Raw genomic sequence first — 23,086 nt, 5'->3', positions numbered from 1 at the left:
TTTTCAACATAAGGAAAGAAAGCCCTAATAACACCCTATTATAGTGCAAATGTCTAAGGAAAAACAGTGTTAATTTATATCGAAAATTTTTATCTCTAAGAAAAGATAAAAAGGTGATGCTACATCACCTCCCTCTACCAATTTAAGTCTTCAATCATGCTTCTTACTTGTGAATCAAGAGTCTTATCCTTCTTGAGTTCTCCAACCAAAGCCTGAATCTGCCGGACTAGATTTGGATCATTGTCATTATAGCATCGATGAAGCATCCAGATGTTATGCACAGTTGGACTTTTTAGAACTGACTCCATCAATAATTCCTCATAGCCTTGATGATAAAATCGCTCCACAAAGTGAACCAACTCACCTGGAGCCCCAAAATCTACTTCTGGATGCTTGGAAATAAAGTCTAAGACGGGGTCAACCAAATCAAAGGGTTGAGAGTAAGCCTCCATGGCATCTACAATCTCGTCTGCCAACTCAAATTCTTGGTCTTCAGTAATTGCATCATGCAAAGCAACTAACATATCATCTTTAGTAAGCATCTGATTCTCCTTTTAACTTTTCCATATCATTATTCGTTTTTGAACTTCCTCTTCACTCATCAAACCTTATTCGTAAGTAGTTTTCCAACTCCTTTTGGGATAAATCACTAGGGAGTTCAAACACATACTCATAGCCTTCATCACAAAAGGAAACTTTCTCTTCAGGTGGAAACCATTTCCGAAGCCAGATGATATAGGAGGCATAATCTTGTAACCTGTTCGTTGAATCAAAGTAATCAATCACAAAAACATTTTTCTTGCTACTTAAAGAACTTTCCAAGGTAAGCTGAGGACTTTGATAATCCCAAGAAAGCGAGTAAGCTTTTTCAGGATTCGTCCTTTCTCTGATCAAAATACCTGGGAATTTTTCTCTCAAAGCAGTACAAAAGGCTTGTAAATCTAGGAATATGGGGTCTTTACTCTCAATAAAGACAAAATTAGCAGTACTCATCATTCTCTCTCCTTCTTTTTAAAACTCAAAACAGACCTTAACCATCAATGGCAAAATTCTCCAGACTCTCAAATGCCTGACCCTGATAGTCAAAAGAAAAGATATGAATATCATCAAAAGTTTGATCACAAAAAGTAACGGTTTGTCTTTCTGGCTCGATGATGGGTTTACCCAATTTTTCAGTAGCTTCTTCATCTGTCAAATACCCGTAAAATTCTTGTAAATGAGGCAGTATAAAGGCAAGAATACGAGACCTATTTTTATGGTAATTGGCTGCAAGCAATTGAGCCTTCGTCTCAAAACTCCCACTTGGTTTTTCTTCCCAAGCTACAAGAACATTATCTACTTCATGAACGTAGGCTTGCAAGGACTGATCGAATATCATGGCTATTTTTCCTTTCACAAGTACTGTAATCTTCTCACACCTAAATATCGAAAAACCTATAATCGCTAGCAATCCAATGTCAACAAGCTTTCCAAATGAACCTAGTGTAGCTAAAACTGCAATTAAAGAGTCATCAATATATGCTCCGGAGGTTTCATGAATTCCAAACAACTTTGCAAATCAGTTAGAATTTCTGCCGTAAGAAAAGATTTTTCATCCTTATTTATAACCTCCCTTACTTGAATCATTATTCTCCTCCACCATTTCAATCCAAGAATCAAAATACTGCTCCATAAAATAGGTCTGCTCTGCAATTAAACCTTTATTAACCTTCTCATCCAAGGGCGCTAAAACCCACTTGTCTTCTATATCATCACGACGTCGAATGATAGCAACCAACTTTCCAGTAAAGACTTCCAGAGGCTGTTGTTGATCATGGGAAACAATATAAACATCTTGCTCTTCGCCATCTCCCCCCATCAGTTCAGGTATGTAGCCATAGTTAATCGGATAGACATTCCCAAAAGAATCTTCAAACCCCACCGGCCGATCAATGACACCACTAAATATTCTCTCTTTGAATTTCATCTTTTCATTGCCTCCGTATGACATTTCCTAGATTCATTATACAAGAAAAATCCCGCCGTAGCGAGATTTTCTATCTATAGCCTAATTAAGCTTTACCTTCTGAACCGAATACGTCGATACGTTCTTCAACTGATGCTTGGATAGCTTTTACACCGTCAGCCAAGAATTTACGTGGGTCGAAGAGTTTCTTCTTGTCGTATTCTGCTTCGTTTGCTTCGTAGTCACGAGCAAATTTACGAGTTGCGTTAGCGAATGCGATTTGGCATTCAGTGTTAACGTTAACTTTAGCAACACCAAGTTTGATAGCTGCTTGGATTTGGTCATCAGGAATACCTGAACCACCGTGCAATACGATTGGGAATCCTGGTACAGCTTCAGTCAATTTTTGCAAGTGATCAAGGTGAAGACCTTTCCAGTTTTCTGGGTAAGGACCGTGGATGTTACCGATACCAGCTGCCAAGAAGTCGATACCAGTTGCAACCATTGCTTTAGCATCTTCGATTGGAGCCAATTCACCATCACCGATGATTCCGTCTTCTTCACCACCGATAGTTCCAACTTCAGCTTCTACTGATACACCATTTGCGTGAGCAAATTCTACAACTTTACGAGCTTTTTCAAGGTTTTCTTCAACTGGAAGGTGTGAACCATCAAACATAACTGAAGTATAACCAACTTGAATACACTCAAGTGCATCTTCGTAGTGACCGTGGTCAAGGTGGATAGCCACTGGTACAGTGATACCCATTGATTCAACAAGGTTAGCGATCAAGTTGCGAGCAACTTTATAACCACCCATGTATTTAGCAGCACCCATTGAAGTTTGGATCAAAACTGGAGCTTTTTTAGCTTCTGCTGCGCGCAAGATAGCTTGAGTCCACTCAAGGTTGTTTGTGTTAAATCCACCAACTGCATAACCGTTGTCACGAGCTGCTTGGACAAATTTTTCTGCTGAAACGATTGCCATTTTATCAGGCCTCCTGTATATTTTTATGGGACATCCCATTTACATTGTTCATTTTATCACTTTTTAGCAAAAAAAGCTAGTTTTTCCCGTAGTTTCGATTGAATTTCTTCTATTTTCAGATATGTAAACCTTTTCCCACTTGGTCTACTCCTTGTTCTAAGGAAGGTTCATGTAAAATACCAAGTGATCATCATGTCTTTCAAATCGATAGTCAATTTCTTCGTTTTCTAATAAACTTTTAACTACGAATAGTCCCAATCCAGCTCCCTTACTTTGTCGACTAGAAAACGTAAAGGATTGTTCAAACTTATCTTGCTCCTCAGGTGTACAGGCGTTCTCAATGAAGACCCAGCCATCTTCTGTCCCAATTTTTAGATAGCCTCCTTGAACAGAGTGTTTCACAGCATTACTGATAAGATTGGAAAGAATCAGCTTTAGAACTGAAGGATTTAGATATGTTTGTTGGTCAGTCAGTTGATTCACAACTGAGATTTCCCTCTCTTTGGCTAACAAGTCATAGTCCTTCAATAGGAGATTTGACATATCAAAAAGGTTGATTACTTCCTTCTTATCTCGCAATTCTTGCACTGAAGAAAGAGATAAGATTTGCTGGACATGGTGAGTCAAATCATCCACAATACCTAGAGAAACTCCCAGATAATGGTCTCTATCTTTGTAGCGTCCTATATTGGCTTGCATATTCTCCAGAAGAATCTTTAGACTAGCTAGAGGCGTTTTCAGTTCGTGGGAAGCACCTCGTAAAAACTCAACCTTCATCTTTTCTAGTTGGAGGATGGCCTCGTTCTTCTCATGCAAATCTGCAATCACAGTCAAGAGATGCTGATAAAGGCTGTTGATTTGTTCTTTAAGATCGCCAATTTCATCCTTAGAATCCACGCGCAACCTCACTTCTGCATCCAAATCCATCATCCGTCGAGTCACTCGTTTGATTTCCAAAATAGGAGCAACAATGGTTCTAGCATAGATAAAGGCGATGAGAAGCGAAATGATGAAAGACGCTAATAAAGTATAAGGCAGAAATTGAAGACTAATGTCCTCTGCTTCTTTCTGCAAATCCATAGAAGCTAAAAACTGCAAGGTCATCGTCTGACCATCCTTGGTTTGAACTTCTCTTTCCTCAATTACCAAGGAGGCCGTTTGTCGTTGTTTATCAATGGGAAGATTATCATTGACTTCCAACTTATCCTGAGTCATCTCTCCCTTAACAGCTCCCTTAATATCACTGCTTTTAGAATAAAGATCAAGGACTTCCTGAATAGCTTGACTGTCCTTTCCTTGGAGAGACTGGGCAATTTCTGTAGCCTTTTGCCCAATGCTTTCCTGACGGTGACTGAGATAGGTCGGAGGAAAGAGGAAATAGATGGCCAAATGCAAACAAATGACCAAGGTAGAAAATACCGAGAAGGTATAGATAAAAATTTTTTTAAATAAACCTGAACGTCTCATTTTCTCTCCAATTTATAACCAACATTGCGCACGGTAAGAATACAGTCTAAATCTAATTTTTTCCGTAGTTCCTTGATATAGACATCGATCACTCTGTCAAAAGGAACCTCATCTGTCATCTTCCATACAGCATCGATAATCTGCGACCGTGTTAAGGCTCGACCTTCATTTTTAACCAGATAGTCTAAAATTTCCAGTTCTTTTGCATTCACTGCAACTTCTTGACCAGCCACTTTGGCGCTATAGCTGTCAAAGTCTACCTGGGTGTCTTTATAGGTAAAAATACGACCGGTATCATAATAACGTTTAAAGATGGCATCCACTCGTACTTTTAACAAAGATAGAGAAAAAGGCTTTTCCAAATAACCATCTGCTAATGCAGCAAAGGCACTCATCTTATATTCTTCGTCCTGAAAGGCTGTCAACATCAAGACCGGAACTTGGCTGCTTTTACGGATTTCTGACAAAACCTCTAAACCATTGAGTTTCGGCATTTGAATATCTAAGAGAACCAAGGCAACTTGGTGATTGGAAAATTGTTCTAAGGCCTCAAGGCCATCTGCTGCCTGAATGGTTTCATAGCCACAATCCGTCAAATAATCACTAATTCCCTCGCGAATCATATCTTCATCTTCTACAATTAGAATTTTCATATAAATCCTTTTCTATCAAAAATGCTACCTATATTATATCTCATTTGAATGAGAATAGGTAGCATGATTTTTATTCACTATCCAACAAGAGTTCTTTTGGTTGTTTAAAGAGGAGATTGCTTGAAGCAAGCGCCATAACAAGTACTACCAGTACCAATCCAAGAACAAAAACGATAGCAAAGTCTGATGGTTGAATAGAAATATCCAGACTTGAAAGTGTCTTGCTAAAGCCGTCAACTTCTGCACCACCACCAAGATTGGAAGCTTGGGCTGCCTTACTTGTCTGCTTGGCCACATCTGATGTGACATTGTCAAGAACTGTATTCCCAATTGCTCGAGCAGTATAGTTGGCTAGGAAGTTAGCTGAAATTAGTGCTGGAATTGCAATCATAACTGCTTCTGTGATAAATTGTCCTAGAATACTTGCTTGTTTAAGACCAATTGAAAGGAGAATTCCCACTTCTTTACGACGAGCATTAATCCAAAGTGTCAGTAATAGACCAAGTAGGAGAACTGAGAAGCCTAAACTACCCCAAAAGAGCAGATTAGCCATCTTGTACATGCCTGAGATCGATTGTTCAAGGGCAGGATAGTTAGATGAACTCTTGATTAAGCTGTACATCTTCCAGTTGATACCATTGATAGAACCTAATTCTTGCATGACACTATCTAGGTTCTTATCCCCAGCTACAAAGAAGGTAGCATCTCCATAAATAGCTGTATCTTCTGTATAACCATAGAGTTGGGCAGCTGTGTGAATATCTGTGATAACTGTATTCTCATACAGTTCTTGTGAGTAGGTTACAGCAGATTTATTGTGTCCATCAAAAAGTCCTTTGATCGTTACTTCTACTGTTTCCTTTGCTCCTTTTTCATTATCTGCATCGTAGATATTGGAGTTCAGTTTGACCTTGTCGCCAACTTTCCAGCCATGTTTAGCAGCCAAGTCTTTGTGCATGAGAATTTGGTATTTGTCATCGTTTGTTAAATGTTCTCCTTCGACTAGTTTGTAAGAACCTGACACAAACTTGTCTTCTTTAGAAGAGTCATTGACACCTGTTATCATCAAGCTACTTCCAAAACGTTGAGCTCGATCTGCCGTTAGATTTTTCTTGGTTTCAGGCGTTTCAATCAATTCATAACCTGTTAAATCACCGATAGCATTGATCCGTTTGATGTAGGATTCGATAGCCTTATTTTCGGTAATTTTTTTGATATCTTCTCCCTTGATATTCCCTGCACCACGTGGAGTTCCTTGGTTGACCCTGCGATTGATCTGCATAGAAAAACTATTGGTAATATTTTTAAAGGTTTCCTGAGAAGCCTTGGCTGTTGCTCCCTTGATTGACAAGCCTACCAAACTCAAGCTTGCCATCAAGAGAATGATAAGAAAGATCACAAGCGACTTGAAAAATTTTCTTGTGACATAGGCAAATGCGTTGTGTAACATAAGATTCCTTTCTAGATTTACTTCCGTTTTTAACATGTTTAAAAGTTTTAGTTACTGTTTGTTCTTATTTCAGTCAGTTTCTTATCCTTCAATTCAAGTGTAATATCTGATGCCTGTGCCACTTCCTTACTGTGGGTCACAACGATCACACACTTGCCTGTTTTCTCAGCCAGTGATTTAAGGAGTTCAATAATATCCCCAGCAGTCTTAGGATCCAAGTTTCCTGTTGGTTCATCTGCTAAAATCACTGGTGCTTCAGATACAAGGCTACGAGCAATGGCTACCCGTTGTTGCTGTCCACCTGATAATTGGAGAACATTCCTCTTGATTTGACTTTCATCTAAACCAAGTTCAAGAAGGGTGTCCTTGCTAGCTTTTTTATTAACCAAGCGGATATTTTCCAATGGAGAAAGATAATCAATCAAGTTATAGTTTTGGAAAACCAAAGAAATATGGTGCATTCGGTGATAAGAATAACCTTGTTCACGAATGTCTTTTCCCTCAAACTTAATAGCACCTTCTACTGGGCTATCAAGTCCTGCTAAGAGAGATAAGAGTGTTGATTTCCCAGCTCCTGATTCTCCGATAATACTATAAAACTTGCCTGGTTCAAAATCGTAATTGATTTTATATAAGACTGCTTCTGCAGTGTTTTTGTAACGATAAGTAAGATCTTGTAATTGTAGTAAAGTCATGATTTCTCCTTCATTAACTAATAGATGATAAAATTTCCTTCGGTGATTTTCTAAATAAAAATAAGAAACAAAGTGCAACTGACAAGCAGCTGATGATAAGTAGAAAGATATAAGATTCTCCAAATGATAAAAGACTTGTTGAAAGATTCGTTGCTTTTGCCAGTGTATCTTGTAGTGCAGCTTGGTCGCCACTTGCTAGTACAGTCTTCAAGAGATAGGAAGTAATGGCATTGCCAGCTACAAATGCCGGCAAAATAGATGCCAATGAAACTATGATGACTTCCAGGCAGAATTGGCTAAAGATTGCAATTTTTCCTTTCCCTAGTGCCAATAAAATACCAACCTCGTAGACTCGCTCTCGTAACCAAAGTGACAAGACCAAGATCAGCGCTCCTACACCAGCAATCATAATGCCATAGAGGAAAATCTGTAGGAAGGTTTGGAAGGTCGAAACTGAATCCTTGATTTGTTCAAAGGCCTTATTTTCCTTTTCAACTTGGAACCCTTGGTTTTCCAGGGATAACTTTTCAACCTCTTGAATGATACTATCCATATCTTTTGGATTTTCTAGATAGAAACGGGCTGCAGTAACTTGAGCTTCCTTATTTCCAAGAAGAGTTTGGCTACTTTCGTAGTCTGTATAGACCGTATTTTCACTAAAGTCAGATGATAGACCGGTAAATTTCTCTTGCTTCTGGCCTGAGAAAATACCTATGATTTCATAGTCTAGCCTTTGTCCACTATTTCCTTCTACTTGACCAGGATTTAAGTTAATCTTATCTCCTAGCTTTAGATTGTTTTTCTTCGCTAAATCTTCATGGATTAAGATTTTATTACGATCCCCTTTTTCGATATGTTTTCCTTCTTTAAGGGTAAAGGCGGAACTTGTAAAAGAAACATCCTTGGAAGAATCTTCCAAAGCAAACAAACTGATAAGATTTTTTTCAACCTCTGTCAAATCATCCCTTTGGATACTTTGTTCTCCAGTAACGACTTCTTTGTCAGTCAACTTAGCTATTGTCTCAAGCTCTGGGGAAATCTCCTCAAGACCTTTTATCTTCTTAACCTCATCTAATTCTGACAACTGAAAAGTCTGATCCGAATCAATTCTCTTAATAGAAAAAGATGTATTCAATGAACGATAGAGATTATTTTCAACTGTTTTGTTGGACTTCATAAGCGTCAGACAAGCCGATATTCCAGCCAATAAGACAAATAGAATCAAGAATAAAATGAGACTTCTCAGTCGTTTTCTGCTGACGTAAGCCCAAGCTCTTTGAGTGGGATTCATATAGCACCTCCATATTTGTAAAACCATTATAATATTCAAATATGAAATGTTTATGAAATCGAAAAAATTTTGATTTATTTTTTTGAAAAAAAGCTGGTATTTCTACCAGCTCCATTTTTATAACTTTATTTACTCAAAGCAAAGAAAATGCAGCAACTAAACCAGACAGGATGTTAGCTAGTGCATGTATGATCCAACTTGTTAAAATGGACCCTCCAGCTTTCTTTTCATTAACAAAACCAAGATAAGCTGCTATTGCTCCAGTAAAAAATATAATGAAAAAAGTGACTTCCAAACTTACTACTGAAGCAAATAATACTCCATGAAGCAATCCAAAAGCGAAGGCCTGTATTGTATTTGCAAAGACAAACGGCATGTGATTAGCCATTCGTTTCAGTAGAAATCCTCTAAATAGCAGTTCCTCTGGCAAAGATGTTTGCAAAATACTGTAAATTAGAATACTTGGTAAAGCCTTATAGCCCATACCAGAAAAAGCCGAAGTAGCCGTTTCTATACTACGTGTTAGAGGAAAGATAAACATATAAAAAATGGTAAATAAGAGAAATCCACCAATTATCCATGAGATCAGATCAGAATCTTTAACCCTTTTAATAGATTTTAAACCAATCCATTCTATAAATGGGACTTTCCCCCTCACAGTCAGAAACCACCAGATAGAAGGTAGTAAAATAATAAAGAGAATTTGAACAAAGGCACTTATGATTCGTTGAAGTTCATTAACCATCGTAATCCTCCTTTACATTTTTGAAACACCTATTTTAAATCAGGAAATACAAGTCTTTAACTATGAAAGCTTTCCCGATAATAACAGTTATAAACTAGGATAGATTAAACTTTTCTACACTACTCTCTATATTTTTTTAATACTGATTTCTTTTCCTTCTTTTCTATCTATATTGTAACACTTTTTAAAAGAAAACAAAAAACTATCTTGTATGTTTTTCACTATACCTATTTCAAAAAATAAAGAGCTAGCCGAAGCTAACTCTTTTCCTATGCGGAGAGAGGGACTTGAACCCTCACGACCTAAAGCGGTCACAGGATCCTTAGTCCTGCGCGTCTGCCAATTCCGCCATCCCCGCGTCGATTACTTTACTAGTATATCAACTTTCAAAAACTTTGTCAACACTTTTTTCAGATTTTTTTCAGTTTTTTTGAATACATTATTCTTTGATTTCAATTAGGTTTTCATCAAGGAGTTTCGCTCCTAATGTATTCTTAAAATGTCCAAGTGCAAACTGATGGTTTTCAGGCCAAATGGATGCGACTGCTGGCTTGACAACTTCTATCTGATACCCAAGATTATAGGCATCGATAGCCGTATGCAATACACAGATATCTGTAAGAACACCTGTTAAGATGACTGTATCCACACGACGCTCTCTCAGACGGATATCCAAATCTGTGCCAGAAAAAGCTGAATAGTGACGTTTGTCCATCCAGAAAACACGACTATCCTGGGCCTGTTCCTGATAAAATTCAGCTAACTTACCATATAGATTACGCCCGCTAGTCCCAATCAGGTTATGAGGGGGAAATAGTTTACTTTCTGGATGAAAGACATCATTTTCCTCATGAGCATCAATGGTAAAGAAAATATAATCTCCACGGTCAAATGCTAATCTAGTTACCTGATTGATTGCTTCTGATATTGCTTGAGCAGGAGCTCCTGCTGTCAATTTTCCATAATCCGCTACAAAATCTTCTGTATAGTCTATCGAAATTAAAGCCTTAGCCATTAATAGTCCCTCTTTTTCACTTCTTCAAAGATATCTGGAATCAAGACCTTAAGATAAGTTCCCTTCATCCCCAGTGAACGACTTTCAATAATTCCTGCTGATTCGAGTTTTCGAAGGGCATTGACAATCACAGAACGCGTAATACCGATACGGTCTGCAATGACTGACGCAGTTAATTGTCCTTCATTGCCTTTCAATTCACCCAAAATAGCTGATACTGCTCGTAACTCAGAGTAAGAAAGGGTGTTGACTGCCATCGTTACAGCTGTACGACGACGGATATTTTTCTCATCTTCTTCACGTTGGAAGTTCAAAAGCTGAATACCAACCACCGTGCTAGCAATCTCAACAAGAATCAAGTCCTCATCTTCAAATTTCTTATCATTACGCCATATAATCAAAGATCCCAAACGAATCCCAGAAACATGGATTGGAGCAATGGTTGTCAAACCTTCTGCGAAATCTGCACGACTCTCAACTGGAAAGATGCTTAATTCGTGATCTACAGTCAGATTTGCTTCTGTATCGTAAATCATATTTGCACCTTGAATATAGTCCTCAGGAAAAATTTTTGATTGGAAAAATTGCTCTACACGATCATTATTAGTCTTGTAGCGCATAAAATATCCTAAAAGACGTCCCTTACTATTTAGGATACAAGCGTTGCAATCAATAATATCCGCTAATTGGCGTGTGATGGCATTATATGGAAGATCATCTTGTAATTTCTCCTCTGCACGCTTCAGGATAGACGTAATTTTTCTCGTTTTTTCTAATAAATGTGCCATTTTTTACCTCGTATTTAATCGCTCCCATTATATCATAAAATGCCCATTATTTCAATAATTATCTGAAAATTATTTATTGAATTGCAATTCATGACTGTTCGAAAATTTTTACTAGTTTTTTAAATTTTCTTATTGACAAGTCCCTAAATTTTTGATAAGATAACATTACAAGATAACAAATATATAAATCCATTTTCTCGTATGAAACTTTTCTTGACTCTCGGTCTCCTTATATATAAAAGCGATCCACCTCAGTGAACCGCTTTTTTATTATTTATCACCCTTGTTACGGATTACAAAACCAGTTTTCTTCTCGCTTGAAGTATTGCGTGGTTTTTTATTATCCTTACGGTAACGGTTTTCCTTCTCAAAGCGGTCGTTTTTGCGACTGCCTTTTTTGAAGTCATCTCGACGTTCACCACGTCGATTGTCGCGACGGCGATCTCGATCGCGACGGTCATCTCCACGACGACCTCCCTTACCTTTACCACCGAAGCCACCACCAGATGGTTTAAATGGTAACGGTTTTTCACGTGCAATCTCAACTTCAGGAAGACTATCTGGGTCTTGAACAGTTAAGCTGAGGATATACATAGCCAATTCTTCTGGGCTGAATTCTGAGGCTAATTGACGAGCATCCTTGCCAAACTTCTCAAAGTTGCTACGAATCTCCTCATTCGCAAAATCACGTTCAATTTTCTTAAGAGCTACTTGCTTCTTAGCTTGGAAGGCTTCTTCTGCACTTGCAGGTTTGAGACCTTTCATACGTTTCTTAGTCAAGTTCTCAATGATTTGGAGGTAACCCATTTCATTAGGTGAAACGAAGGTAATAGACTGACCTGACTTACCTGCACGTCCTGTACGACCAATACGGTGAACATAACTCTCAGGGTCTTGAGGAATATCGTAGTTATAGACATGAGTCACACCTGAAATATCCAAACCACGAGCAGCCACGTCTGTTGCAACTAAGACATCAAGGTTGCCATTTTTAAAATCACGAAGGACACGAAGGCGTTTGTTTTGGTCCAAATCTCCATGAATCCCTTCTGCACGGAAACCACGGATTTTAAGTCCACGAGTCAACTCGTCCACACGACGTTTAGTACGACCGAAGACGATTGACAACTCAGGTTGATCAACATCCATAAGACGAGTCATGGTGTCGAATTTTTCTTGTTCTTTAACACGGATATAGTACTGGTCTACCAGTTCTGTTGTTAATTCTTTAGCAGCAATCTTCACATGCTCAGGTTCTTTCATGAACTGAACACCAATACGTTTGATAGCATCTGGCATAGTCGCTGAAAAGAGCAAAGTTTGACGATTTTCCGGTACACGAGAGATGATGGCTTCGATGTCTTCAAGGAATCCCATGTTGAGCATTTCATCTGCTTCGTCAAGGATGAGAGTTTCAATGTCCTGTAATTTCAAAGCCTTGCGTTTAATGAGGTCAAGAAGTCGTCCTGGTGTTCCTACTACGATATGAGCCCCTGATTTAAGAGCCTTGATTTGTTTTTCAATACTTGAACCACCATAAACAGAACGAACTTTTACACCCTTGCTTCGACCAAAGCGGAAAAGCTCTTCTTGGCTTTGAACAGCTAGTTCACGAGTTGGGGCAATGACCAAAGCTTGGATAGTTGCTTCTTCTGTACGAATCTTTTCAAGGGTTGGCAAGCCAAAGGCTGCAGTTTTCCCTGTACCGGTTTGAGCTTGTCCGATAACATCTTTCCCTTCAAGAGCCAAAGGAATGGTTTGCTCTTGGATAGGACTTGCTTCTACAAATCCTGCTTTTTCAATTTCTGCCAATAAGTCAGCAGAAAGGTTAAATTCATTAAATTTCACGTTATTCTTCTTTCTAAAGATGGTGCGAAGCCATCCTATAGCGCTTAGTTTATACTTTTCTTGTCATGACGTACTTTCATATCTTTTATGAAAGACCGTGTTGCTTCTTTTCCACAAAAGAAAAGTACTGCTTTCTTTGCAACCTATCTAGTATAACATAAGAGAGGGGCAAAAGATAGTCTAACCTCCCGATTAAATCATGTAAACGATTTTCTTTCGATTTGCTTCACTCAAAAAGTATTTGTTAGAGCATTCGGTTCCTAAAACTATTTTCCGTAGCAGATTTGTGCAAAAGTCTTTTTCTTGTGCTAGAATGAAAATCGAACAGGAGGAATAAAAATGTTAACATACGATTTAATTGTCATTGGATTTGGTAAGGCTGGTAAGACGCTTGCTGGAAAACTAGCTTCAGCTGGTAAAAAAGTTGCCCTTATCGAACGTAGTAAGGCGATGTACGGCGGAACTTGTATCAATATCGGTTGTATCCCAACTAAAACCTTGCTAGTTGCTGCTGAGAAAGATTTGTCATTTGACGAGGTTATGGCAACAAAAAATACAATTACGAGCCGCCTCAATGGTAAAAACTATGCTACGATCGCTGGTACTGGAGTTGATATCATTGATGCCGAAGCCCACTTTGTTTCCAATAAAGTCATCGAAATTCAAGCAGGTGACGAAAAACAAGAACTAACTGCTGAAACAATCGTCATCAACACTGGTGCTGTTTCAAACGTATTGCCAATCCCAGGTCTAGCAACTAGCAAAAATGTCTTTGATTCAACAGGTATCCAAAACTTGGAACAATTACCAGAAAAACTTGGTATCCTCGGTGGTGGTAATATCGGTCTTGAATTTGCTGGTCTCTACAATAAACTTGGCAGCAAGGTAACAGTCCTAGATGCTCTAGATACTTTCCTACCTCGCGCAGAACCTTCTATTGCTGCTCTTGCTAAACAATACATGGAAGAAGACGGCATTGAACTCCTTCAAAACATCTATACTACTGAAATCAAAAACGATGGTGACCAAGTTCTTGTCGTGACAGAGAATGAAACCTACCGTTTTGACGCCCTTCTCTACGCAACAGGACGTAAACCAAACGTAGAGCCACTTCAACTGGAAAATACAGATATTCAACTAACTGAACGTGGGGCTATTAAAGTAGACAAACATTGTCAAACAAACGTTCCTGGTGTCTTTGCAGTTGGAGATGTCAACGGTGGCCTTCAATTCACTTACATTTCACTTGATGACTTCCGTGTTGTCTACAGCTACCTTGCTGGTGATGGCAGCTACACACTTGAAGACCGTCTCAATGTGCCAAACACTATGTTTATCACACCTGCCCTTTCACAAGTTGGTTTGACTGAAAGCCAGGCAGCTGATTTGAAACTTCCATATGCTGTTAAGGAAATCCCTGTTGCTGCTATGCCTCGTGGTCATGTAAATGGTGACCTTCGTGGAGCCTTCAAAGCTGTTGTCAACACTGAAACTAAAGAGATTCTCGGTGCAACCATCTTCTCTGAAGGATCACAAGAAATCATCAACATCATTACTGTTGCAATGGACAACAATATCCCATACACTTACTTCACAAAACAAATCTTCACTCACCCAACCTTGGCTGAGAACTTGAATGACTTATTTGCGATTTAAGTTGAAATTTCATCGCATCAAACAGCCCTCCTTGGGCTGTTTTTCTTTTTCTAAAATCTCAAATCTATCTTTTTCAGCATTTATGATATAATAGAAACATGAAATTAAAAACTACTTTGGGCCTTCTTGCTGGGCGTTCTTCTCATTTTATTTTGAGTCGTATTGGACGTGGAAGTACACTCCCTGGAAAACTTGCCCTTCAATTTGATAAAGATATTTTACAACATTTAGCAAGGAACTATGAGATTGTTGTAGTAACTGGTACCAATGGAAAAACCTTGACGACCGCTCTCACTGTTGGTATCCTAAAGGAAATTTATGGTCAAGTTTTGACCAATCCAAGTGGTGCCAACATGATCACAGGGATTACAACTACCTTCTTGACTGCAAAATCTTCAAAAACTGGAAAAAATATTGCAGTTCTTGAAATCGATGAAGCTAGTCTCTCACGTATCTGTGACTACATCCAGCCTAGCCTTTTCGTCATCACCAATATCTTCCGTGACCAAATGGACCGCTACGGTGAAATCTATACGACTTACAACATGATTTTGGATGCTATTCGGAAAGTTCCTACTGCTACTGTACTGCTGAATGGTGACAGTCCTCTTTTCTACAAACCTACAATTCCAAATCCTGTTCAGTATTTTGGTTTTGATTTGGAAAAAGGTCCAGCAAAGCTTGCTCACTACAATACTGAAGGTATCCTCTGCCCTGAATGTCAAAGTATTTTGAAATATGAACTCAATACTTATGCTAACTTGGGAGCTTATATCTGTGAGAATTGTGGATGCAAGCGTCCTGAGCTGGATTATCGTCTGACTGAACTGGTTGAATTGACTAACAATCGTTCTCGTTTTGTTATTGACGGTCAGGAATATGGTATTCAAATCGGTGGTCTCTACAACATCTACAATGCTCTGGCTGCGGTTGCTATTGCTCGCTTCCTCGGAGCTGAGCCACAACTTATCAAGCAAGGTTTTGACAAGAGCCGTGCTGTCTTTGGACGCCAAGAAACCTTCCATATCGGTGACAAGGAATGCACACTGGTTCTTATTAAAAATCCTGTTGGTGCCACCCAGGCCATCGAAATGATCAAACTAGCTCCTTACCCATTTAGTCTATCGGTTCTCCTCAATGCCAACTACGCGGACGGGATTGATACCAGCTGGATTTGGGATGCTGACTTTGAGCAAATTACTGATATGGACATTCCTGAAATCAATGCAGGTGGAGTTCGTCATTCTGAAATTGCTCGTCGTCTACGTGTTACTGGCTATCCAGCTGACAAAATCACTGAAACAAGTAGCCTGGAACAAGTTCTCAAAACAATCGAAGCTCAAGACTGCAAGCATGCCTATATCCTTGCGACATATACGGCTATGCTGGAATTTCGAGAATTACTAGCCAATCGTCAGCTTGTTAGAAAGGAGATGAACTAATGGTTTATACTTCACTTTCCTCAAAAGACAGCAACTATCCGTACCAGCTAAATATCGCCCACCTCTATGGGAATCTCATGAACACCTACGGAGATAACGGGAATATCCTCATGCTCAAGTACGTCGCTGAAAAGCTGGGTGCTCACGTAACAGTTGACATCGTTTCTCTCCATGATGATTTCGATGAACATCACTACGATATTGCCTTTTTTGGCGGTGGCCAAGACTTTGAACAAAGCATCATTGCTGATGATCTACCCGATAAAAAAGAAAGTATCGACAACTTTATCCAAAATGACGGTGTTGTCCTTGCTATCTGCGGTGGTTTCCAACTATTGGGTCAGTATTATATTGAAGCTTCTGGAAGACGCATTGAAGGCTTGGGTGTCATGGGACACTATACACTCAACCAAACCAACAACCGCTTTATTGGTGACATTAAAATTCATAATGAAGAGTTTGATGAAACCTACTATGGCTTTGAAAACCACCAAGGCCGTACCTTCCTCTCAGATGACCAAAAACCATTGGGGAAGGTCGTATACGGAAACGGAAATAATGAAGAGAAAATCGGTGAAGGTGTTCACTATAAAAATGTCTTTGGTTCTTATTTCCACGGGCCTATTTTATCCCGTAATGCAAACTTAGCCTATCGCTTGGTCACTACTGCTCTTAAGAAAAAATATGGTCAGGACATTGTTCTACCAACTTACGAGGATATTCTCAGCCAAGAAATCGCTGAAGAATATAGCGATGTTAAAAGCAAGGCAGAATTCGACTAATATTTAGATTCCAATATGCTATTAGCTGTTGGAATTTTTTTAAGCTCTTTTCCCCTTCTCCCTTGCATTTTCTACTAATTTTTGCAAAAATAGAGGGGTAGAAAGAAGGTAACATATGTCTAAATTACAACAAATTGTAACATATCTCGAATCTGAAAAGTTAGACGTCGCAGTCGTATCTGACCCCGTCACTATCAATTACCTCACTGGCTTTTACAGTGATCCACACGAACGCCAAATGTTCCTCTTTGTCCTTGCAGACCAGGAACCACTTCTCTTTGTTCCAGCCCTTGAGGTTGAGCGTGCAACTAGCACTGTCTCTTTCCCAGTTGTTGGTTATGTGGACTCTGAAAATCCTTGGAAGAAAATCCAAAATGCTTTGCCACAGCTTGATTTCAAACGTGTAGCAGTTGAGTTTGATAATCTCATCTTGACTAAATACCATGGTTTAAGATCTGTCTTTGAAAGTGCTGAGTTTGAGAACTTGACTCCATTGATCCAACGCATGCGCTTGATTAAATCAGCTGACGAAGTGCAAAAGATGATGGTTGCGGGTGTTTACGCCGATAAGTCTGTTAAAGTTGGTTTTGACAATATCTCTCTTGACAATACTGAAACAGATATCATTGCGCAGATTGATTTTGCCATGAAACGCGAAGGCTATGAAATGAGCTTTGATACTATGGTCTTGACAGGTGATAACGCCGCAAATCCTCATGGTATCCCTGGAGCTAACAAGGTTGAAAAAGATGCTCTTCTCCTCTTTGACCTCGGAGTTATGGTCAATGGTTATGCATCAGATATGACTCGTACAGTCGCTGTTGGTAAACCTGACCAATTTAAGAAAGAAATCTACAACTTGACCCTCGAAGCCCAACAAGCTGCCCTTGACTTTATCAAACCTGGTGTAACAGCTCATGAGGTTGACCGTGCGGCTCGTGAAGTGATCGAAAAAGCTGGCTACGGTGAGTACTTCAACCACCGTCTCGGTCACGGTATTGGTATGGACGTCCACGAATTTCCTTCCATCATGGAAGGAAACGACATGGTTATCGAAGAAGGCATGTGCTTCTCAGTTGAGCCTGGTATCTACATCCCTGGTAAAGTCGGTGTCCGCATCGAAGATTGTGGTGTTGTTACCAAAGATGGTTTCGACCTCTTTACAAGTACCAGCAAAGATTTGCTTTATTTTGATTAAAAAGTATATTACAAAAAATAAGATGGAAAAGCTTAACTTTCCATCTTATTTTTTGATTTGATAATAAATTTTATCAGCTATATAACCTTTTCGTTCAACTGCATTTGGAATTGTCTTCCAAAAAGTCATTCCAGCCTTTTCCATCACACGACCAGATGCAGGATTTAGACTTACATAGCAAGCATCAACCTCTTTAAATTCAATCTCATCCAGACAGTATGATAAAACTGCCTTCAAGGCTTCTGTCATGAGTCCTCGCCCCCAGTAGTCCATCCCTAAGATATATCCGATCTCACAGCTAAAGTTTTCTTCATCCACACTGACCAGACTAATATCTCCAATGACATAGTCTGCATTTTCTTTGAGACTAATGGCCCATTTGTAGTAATTTGGATCGTCATAGGATTTTACCCAATTGCCAATAGAATTTCGAGTCTGTTCGACATTCAGGTGTGGATTCCAAGTCACATAAGTTAGATTTTCTGAGCGTGAAGCCCAATTATCAAACATGGCTCGAGCATCACCTTCCACAAATCTCCTCAGTATCAAACGTTCTGTCTCAATAGTTTGTGTACCTAGTGCTTTCATAATCGTAACTCGCTTTCTATTTGAATGTTCAAGCTAAAAAGGTCCACTGGACCTTCTTAGTTTTCTTATTTCTAGATGAGAGGGTAAAAAAGTCCCCCGGACTTACTCTCACTTTCTTATTTCTAGGTGAGAGGGTAAAAACCTCCCCCAGAGATTATTCTTGCTTTCTAATTTCTAGGCAAGAAGGTAAAAAGGTCCCCCGGACCTTTTTACTCCCAAAACGTATCAAACACTGTGATTGGTAGATGGCGTTTGTGTTGGCCTTTGTGCCACCATTTTTCAATGGTTGCTTGGGCTTCTGGGCTGACTTGTTTACCTTCGAGGTAGTCATCAATTTCTGCGTAAGTAACTCCTAATGCTACTTCGTCTGCAATACCTGGTTTTTCTTCTTCCAAATCTGCTGTTGGGATTTTTTCATAGAGGGCTGGATCAGCTCCAAGCTCCTTCAAAAGTTGTTTTCCTTGGCGTTTATTGAGGCGATAAAGTGGGAGAATATCTGCACCACCGTCACCAAATTTGGTAAAGAAACCTGTGATATTTTCCGCAGCATGGTCAGTCCCGATAACTGCTCCACTATGAGCTCCTGCGAGTGCATATTGGGCAATCATACGACTACGAGCCTTGATATTTCCCTTGTTAAAATCTGAAACAGGACTGCCTGTTGCTTCCACTGCTGTTGTCATAGCATCAGCAGATTCCTTGATATTAACGACCAAGCTCACATCTGGTCGGATAAAAGCTAGTGCTTTTTGCGCATCATCCTCGTCAGCTTGCACTCCATACGGCAGGCGAACAGCGATAAATTTATAAGAATCATCTCCAGTTTCTGCTCGCATTTCTTCCATAGCTAGTTGGGCAAGGCGACCAGCTAAAGTCGAGTCTTGACCACCAGAAATGCCCAATACAAAACTTTTAAGGAAGGGATGCTTTTTTAGATATCGCTTTAAAAAATCAACAGAACGACGAATTTCCTCCTGTGGATCAATCACAGGTTTTACTCCTAATTGTTGAATAATACTTTCTTGTAAGGTCATTCTTCTTCTCCTTCACCTAGAGCTTCCTTACGCATTTTATCAATCAAGTCCATCTTATCTTGCCATACATCACGAGCCAAGTCGACAGGATAATGTTGTGGGTTAAGAACACGTTTGTATTCGTCCCAAAGCTTGTCAAATTCCTTACGAGCATAGGCTTGAATTTCAGGTAAACTTGGTAAATCATAGACTAGCTTACCTTCCTTGAAAATGTCTACCAAGAGAGGAACAGCATCAAAATTACGGACAGTTTTCTTGATGTAAGTATAGGTCGGATGGAACATCTTAATCTCTGTCATACTAGTAACATCTACACCATCGTATGTAATGTAGTCACCTTCAGACTTGCCTTTTTCACGGCTGGTGATGCGCCAAACTTGTTTCTTACCTGGTGTTGAAACCTTCTCTGCATTGTTTGAAAGTTTAATTGTATTGCGCATATGACCATTCTCATCTTCGATGGCAACAACCTTATATACTGCCCCAAGTGCTGGTTGGTCGTAGGCTGTGATGAGCTTAGTTCCTACACCCCAGACATCAATCTTAGCTTTTTGCATCTTGAGGTTAAGAATGGTATTTTCATCAAGGTCATTTGATGCGTAAATCTTAGCATCAGTAAATCCTGTCTCGTCCAGTTGTTGACGAACTTTTTTAGAAATATAGGCGATATCTCCAGAGTCAATACGAACACCAAGAAAATTAATCTTGTCACCAAGTTCACGCGCAACCTGAATTGCTGCTGGAACACCGATCCGAAGAGTATCGTAGGTATCCACTAGGAAGACACAGTTTTTGTGAGTTGAGGCATATGCCTTGAAAGCCTGATAATCATTGCCATAAACTTGAACTAAAGCATGAGCATGAGTCCCTAAAACCGGAATTCCAAAGAGCTTACCAGCACGTACATTACTAGTTCCATTGGCACCACCAATGACAGCGGCACGAGTTCCCCAGATAGCTGCATCCATCTCTTGCGCACGACGTGTACCAAACTCCATCAAAGGTTCATCTTCAATGACTGAACGAATACGAGCAGCCTTGGTCGCAATCAAGGTTTGAAAGTTGACGATATTTAAAAGTGCTGTTTCAACCAACTGACACTGCGCCAAAGGTCCTTCCACTTGAACAATCGGTTCATTAGCAAATACTAAGTCCCCTTCCTGAGCAGAACGTACCGTCAACTCCAACTTGAGACTACGCAGATATTCCAAGAAGGCGCCATGATAACCAAGTGATTCCAAATAAGCTATATCGCTATCTGAGAAACGCAAGTTTTCAAGGTATTTTACAATTCGTTCCAAACCTGCAAATACAGCATAACCATTTTTAAACGGTTGTTGGCGGAAATAAACTTCAAAAACTGCTTTCTTGTTATGAATTCCTTGGTCGAAGTAAACCTGCATCATGTTAATCTGATACAAATCTGTGTGCAATGTTAAACTGTCATCTGGGTACATATACTGTCCTTCTTCCTTATTTGTAAAAAGATGAAAATGTTTCTTCTTTTCTCATAAATTAGTACTATTATAACACATTTTATCGATATTGATAAAAAGCTAACAAGCTACTCTATGCTCTCGAGCTCATCCATATCTTTTTCATACTTCTTCTGAGCCCATTGACCATAGCTTTTCAAGCCTAAATTTCCAATAAAGACCCAAGGAAGATAAAAGATATAAGTAAATACCCAAGCAGAAAGGTATTTAACGTTCAAAGGATTGTGCTGATAAATTTCTATGTTGAATTGATAATTCTGTAACATTAAAAGAGCCGTAATAGCCAAGGTCAGGAAAAAACAACCCAAAATCGTAAAATGAAAACGACTATAGTAGGTCACTCCCAGATAACGGGCACGATTGAAAAAGAAGAAAATTCCTACTATCAGAGTATACACTAGAAAATTCGGATTAAAAAGAGATGGAGCCAATACAGCAACCAAATAACTTAGAAGCACAAGCCAAATGAAGAGGGTAAAGGATTCTGCCCCTGCTTTATTCATCAGTTGTTCTTCTCTTTCGTCTAGTAATTGATAATAATAAAATTTATTTTTCATCTTCTTCCTCCCAAAATAATTGATCTAAAGTTTTCCCTAAGCATCTGCAAATGGACTGGCAAAGTGAAAGCGAAGGATTGTACTTTCCAGCTTCTATCAAGCCGATAGTCTGGCGCGTAACCCCGACAGCTTCTGCCAAGTCACCTTGTGTCATATCAAGCTCTACTCGAGCGAGTTTTAATTTTAGATTCTTAGCCACTTGTTACCTCCTCCTTAATTTTAAAAGTCGCGCTTCTTTTTTCAACTTTATTATATCATATATTTTACATTATGCAATATATATCTGTCATTTTGTGCGATTTTTTTAACAAAAAAACTCTGCCACCGAAATGATAGAGAGTTTTCTACTTATTCAAATTTTTTCAAAACATATACAACGTCACTTCTCTGTTTGACTTGGTAGGATTTGATGCCTAAACTTTCAGCCATATTAGTATTATCTTTAACATCATCCAGAAAAATACAATTTGCTGGATCCAACTGATATTTACGGAGAATTTCTTCAAACATTTTTCGATCAGGTTTGATGACCTTAATATCACAAGAAAGGACGAAACCATCTAAAATCTTTTCTAGAGGTGCTAGTTGATCTTTTAATAATTCATAAAAAACTGGCGATGTATTAGATAGAACAAAAATACGATGACCTTTTTCCTTTAACCCTGTAAGCAGCGGAAAGACTTCCTTGTAAATATCAATGTAAGCAGGCCAATTCCAAATAACTTCTTCTACCTTTTTCTCATAGATATCCCCTAATAAGGAAAGAACTCTATCAACCAGTTCTTCCCGAGTCAAAGTCCCTAAGTCCAATCTTTCCCAGAGCCCCGACTGGAAAATAGCCTTGTCTAAAATTAGATAATCTTTTTCTGTTTTAGCTACAGCTTTCAAAATCTTATCCTTGTTCCATTCCAATAAAACATTACCCATATCTAGTATGATATCCATTAAGCCAACTCCATTATGATGTGTCGATTTCTTCGATCATTCATTTTCTGTTTACAAATCCTTTTGATAATAGTGTCTTTGTCCAGTGTAGGGATAATCTTTTAAGGTAAAGACTTCCTTGTAACCATGCTTTTGATAAAAGGCTGGCGCTTGAAACTGATATGTATTCACAAAAGCAAAGCGACAGTTTCTCTTCTTAGCTTCACTCTCTGCTTGCTTCAATAGTTGGGAGCCGATTCCTTGTCCTCGCAAGTCCTCCTTCACAAACAAATACTCAATTTCTAACCAATTCCCGAAAGTCTCTGCTACTAAACCAGCCATGATTTCACCATGTTCATCTTCGACATAAAGGTTAAGGGGCTCGCTTTCAGCTGCTTCTCTCTTAGAACGATTATAGGAGCGAATCAAATCCCCTATTTCCTGTGATTTCTGAGACTCTGTATTATCCAATCTAATGTGCATCAAAACCTCCTCAAAGACACTTATGGCTTGATTATATTCCT

Annotated in this window: 25 protein-coding genes and 1 tRNA gene; 4 read left to right on the top strand and 22 right to left on the bottom strand. The window is 39.1% G+C overall.

All coding sequences use genetic code 11. The features are described 5' to 3' along the window. Positions 1-134 precede the first annotated feature (134 nt). The 15 genes from AB2B50_RS01165 to AB2B50_RS01095 all read right to left on the bottom strand — a co-directional run bounded on the left by AB2B50_RS01165 (position 135) and on the right by AB2B50_RS01095 (position 12,885). Complete coding sequence (locus AB2B50_RS01165) at positions 135-542, bottom strand: hypothetical protein (protein ID WP_320692234.1); 408 nt, start codon at positions 540-542, stop codon at positions 135-137. 52 nt (positions 543-594) lie between these two features. Further along, positions 595-993, bottom strand: coding sequence for a hypothetical protein (locus AB2B50_RS01160; protein ID WP_320692235.1), 399 nt, complete (start codon positions 991-993; stop codon positions 595-597). A gap of 37 nt (positions 994-1,030) precedes the next feature. Further along, on the bottom strand, positions 1,031-1,378 hold the full coding sequence (locus AB2B50_RS01155; RefSeq protein WP_320692236.1) for a hypothetical protein: 348 nt from the start codon (positions 1,376-1,378) through the stop codon (positions 1,031-1,033). 219 nt (positions 1,379-1,597) lie between these two features. Beyond that, a complete protein-coding gene (locus AB2B50_RS01150; RefSeq protein ID WP_320692237.1) occupies positions 1,598-1,990 on the bottom strand; it encodes an inorganic diphosphatase in 393 nt (130 codons plus the stop codon). A 61-nt stretch (positions 1,991-2,051) separates the two neighbouring features. After that, on the bottom strand, positions 2,052-2,933 hold the full coding sequence (locus AB2B50_RS01145; RefSeq protein ID WP_060955987.1) for a class II fructose-bisphosphate aldolase: 882 nt from the start codon (positions 2,931-2,933) through the stop codon (positions 2,052-2,054). 156 nt (positions 2,934-3,089) lie between these two features. Then, positions 3,090-4,400, bottom strand: coding sequence for a sensor histidine kinase VncS (gene vncS, locus AB2B50_RS01140; protein ID WP_320692238.1), 1,311 nt, complete (start codon positions 4,398-4,400; stop codon positions 3,090-3,092). Continuing rightward, a complete protein-coding gene (gene vncR, locus AB2B50_RS01135) occupies positions 4,397-5,053 on the bottom strand; it encodes a response regulator transcription factor VncR (protein WP_320692239.1) in 657 nt (218 codons plus the stop codon). Before vncR ends, vncS begins: the two co-directional genes overlap by 4 nt. A 70-nt stretch (positions 5,054-5,123) precedes the next feature. Next, positions 5,124-6,503, bottom strand: a complete 1,380-nt coding sequence (gene vex3 / locus AB2B50_RS01130; RefSeq protein ID WP_320692240.1) for an ABC transporter permease subunit Vex3 — start codon at positions 6,501-6,503, stop codon at positions 5,124-5,126. A gap of 47 nt (positions 6,504-6,550) precedes the next feature. After that, positions 6,551-7,198 carry an ABC transporter ATP-binding subunit Vex2 gene (gene vex2 / locus AB2B50_RS01125; RefSeq protein WP_320692241.1) on the bottom strand — a complete coding sequence of 216 codons (648 nt, stop codon included), beginning with the start codon at positions 7,196-7,198 and terminating at the stop codon, positions 6,551-6,553. Between the two features lie 13 nt (positions 7,199-7,211). Further along, complete coding sequence (locus tag AB2B50_RS01120) at positions 7,212-8,489, bottom strand: ABC transporter permease (protein WP_320692242.1); 1,278 nt, start codon at positions 8,487-8,489, stop codon at positions 7,212-7,214. 133 nt (positions 8,490-8,622) lie between these two features. Then, the gene (locus AB2B50_RS01115; RefSeq protein WP_320692243.1) at positions 8,623-9,234 is read right to left on the bottom strand and encodes a CPBP family intramembrane glutamic endopeptidase; all 612 of its coding nucleotides are present in this window, start codon (positions 9,232-9,234) and stop codon (positions 8,623-8,625) included. 272 nt (positions 9,235-9,506) lie between these two features. After that, positions 9,507-9,592 (bottom strand) — tRNA-Leu (locus AB2B50_RS01110). 81 nt (positions 9,593-9,673) lie between these two features. Continuing rightward, positions 9,674-10,249 (bottom strand): cysteine hydrolase family protein, encoded by a 576-nt coding sequence (locus AB2B50_RS01105; protein WP_320692244.1) that lies wholly within the window; start codon positions 10,247-10,249, stop codon positions 9,674-9,676. Continuing rightward, complete coding sequence (codY, locus tag AB2B50_RS01100) at positions 10,249-11,037, bottom strand: GTP-sensing pleiotropic transcriptional regulator CodY (RefSeq protein WP_000940719.1); 789 nt, start codon at positions 11,035-11,037, stop codon at positions 10,249-10,251. The genes AB2B50_RS01105 and codY overlap by 1 nt, the downstream gene beginning before the upstream one ends. Positions 11,038-11,307: 270 nt before the next feature. After that, positions 11,308-12,885, bottom strand: a complete 1,578-nt coding sequence (locus AB2B50_RS01095) for a DEAD/DEAH box helicase (protein ID WP_126419914.1) — start codon at positions 12,883-12,885, stop codon at positions 11,308-11,310. Positions 12,886-13,224: 339 nt separating this feature from the next. Between AB2B50_RS01095 and AB2B50_RS01090 the strand changes: the two genes are divergently transcribed. The 4 genes from AB2B50_RS01090 to AB2B50_RS01075 all read left to right on the top strand — a co-directional run bounded on the left by AB2B50_RS01090 (position 13,225) and on the right by AB2B50_RS01075 (position 17,963). Further along, the gene (locus tag AB2B50_RS01090; protein ID WP_320692245.1) at positions 13,225-14,541 is read left to right on the top strand and encodes an FAD-containing oxidoreductase; all 1,317 of its coding nucleotides are present in this window, start codon (positions 13,225-13,227) and stop codon (positions 14,539-14,541) included. A 98-nt stretch (positions 14,542-14,639) separates the two neighbouring features. Beyond that, positions 14,640-15,983, top strand: coding sequence for a lipid II isoglutaminyl synthase subunit MurT (gene murT / locus AB2B50_RS01085; RefSeq protein WP_320692246.1), 1,344 nt, complete (start codon positions 14,640-14,642; stop codon positions 15,981-15,983). Beyond that, on the top strand, positions 15,983-16,765 hold the full coding sequence (gatD, locus tag AB2B50_RS01080) for a lipid II isoglutaminyl synthase subunit GatD (RefSeq protein WP_320692247.1): 783 nt from the start codon (positions 15,983-15,985) through the stop codon (positions 16,763-16,765). Before murT ends, gatD begins: the two co-directional genes overlap by 1 nt. A gap of 115 nt (positions 16,766-16,880) precedes the next feature. Then, complete coding sequence (locus AB2B50_RS01075) at positions 16,881-17,963, top strand: M24 family metallopeptidase (protein WP_320692248.1); 1,083 nt, start codon at positions 16,881-16,883, stop codon at positions 17,961-17,963. Between the two features lie 45 nt (positions 17,964-18,008). On the opposite strand, the gene AB2B50_RS01070 is transcribed toward AB2B50_RS01075, so the two are convergent. From AB2B50_RS01070 to AB2B50_RS01040, 7 genes are all read right to left on the bottom strand, one after another. Further along, entirely contained in the window at positions 18,009-18,551 is a 543-nt protein-coding gene (locus AB2B50_RS01070) for a GNAT family N-acetyltransferase (protein WP_320692249.1), read from the bottom strand. A gap of 209 nt (positions 18,552-18,760) precedes the next feature. Next, positions 18,761-19,585: an ammonia-dependent NAD(+) synthetase gene (gene nadE, locus AB2B50_RS01065; protein WP_060956001.1), complete on the bottom strand. Its 825-nt coding sequence runs from the start codon at positions 19,583-19,585 to the stop codon at positions 18,761-18,763. Beyond that, positions 19,582-21,042 carry a nicotinate phosphoribosyltransferase gene (locus AB2B50_RS01060; RefSeq protein WP_320692250.1) on the bottom strand — a complete coding sequence of 487 codons (1,461 nt, stop codon included), beginning with the start codon at positions 21,040-21,042 and terminating at the stop codon, positions 19,582-19,584. Before AB2B50_RS01060 ends, nadE begins: the two co-directional genes overlap by 4 nt. Before the next feature lie 107 nt (positions 21,043-21,149). Continuing rightward, complete coding sequence (locus tag AB2B50_RS01055) at positions 21,150-21,638, bottom strand: DUF6773 family protein (RefSeq protein ID WP_320692251.1); 489 nt, start codon at positions 21,636-21,638, stop codon at positions 21,150-21,152. Then, positions 21,628-21,837, bottom strand: coding sequence for a helix-turn-helix transcriptional regulator (locus tag AB2B50_RS01050; protein WP_001107501.1), 210 nt, complete (start codon positions 21,835-21,837; stop codon positions 21,628-21,630). The genes AB2B50_RS01055 and AB2B50_RS01050 overlap by 11 nt, the downstream gene beginning before the upstream one ends. Positions 21,838-21,986: 149 nt before the next feature. After that, entirely contained in the window at positions 21,987-22,583 is a 597-nt protein-coding gene (locus tag AB2B50_RS01045; protein ID WP_320692252.1) for an HAD family hydrolase, read from the bottom strand. A gap of 51 nt (positions 22,584-22,634) precedes the next feature. Then, positions 22,635-23,045, bottom strand: a complete 411-nt coding sequence (locus tag AB2B50_RS01040) for a GNAT family N-acetyltransferase (RefSeq protein ID WP_320692253.1) — start codon at positions 23,043-23,045, stop codon at positions 22,635-22,637. Between the last annotated feature and the right edge of the window lie 41 nt (positions 23,046-23,086).

The sequence above is a fragment of the Streptococcus fermentans genome (assembly GCF_040888305.1).
Lineage (GTDB): Bacteria > Bacillota > Bacilli > Lactobacillales > Streptococcaceae > Streptococcus > Streptococcus fermentans.
Note: the sequence above shows the minus strand (reverse complement) of the source record. Positions and strands in the feature narration are given on the sequence as shown.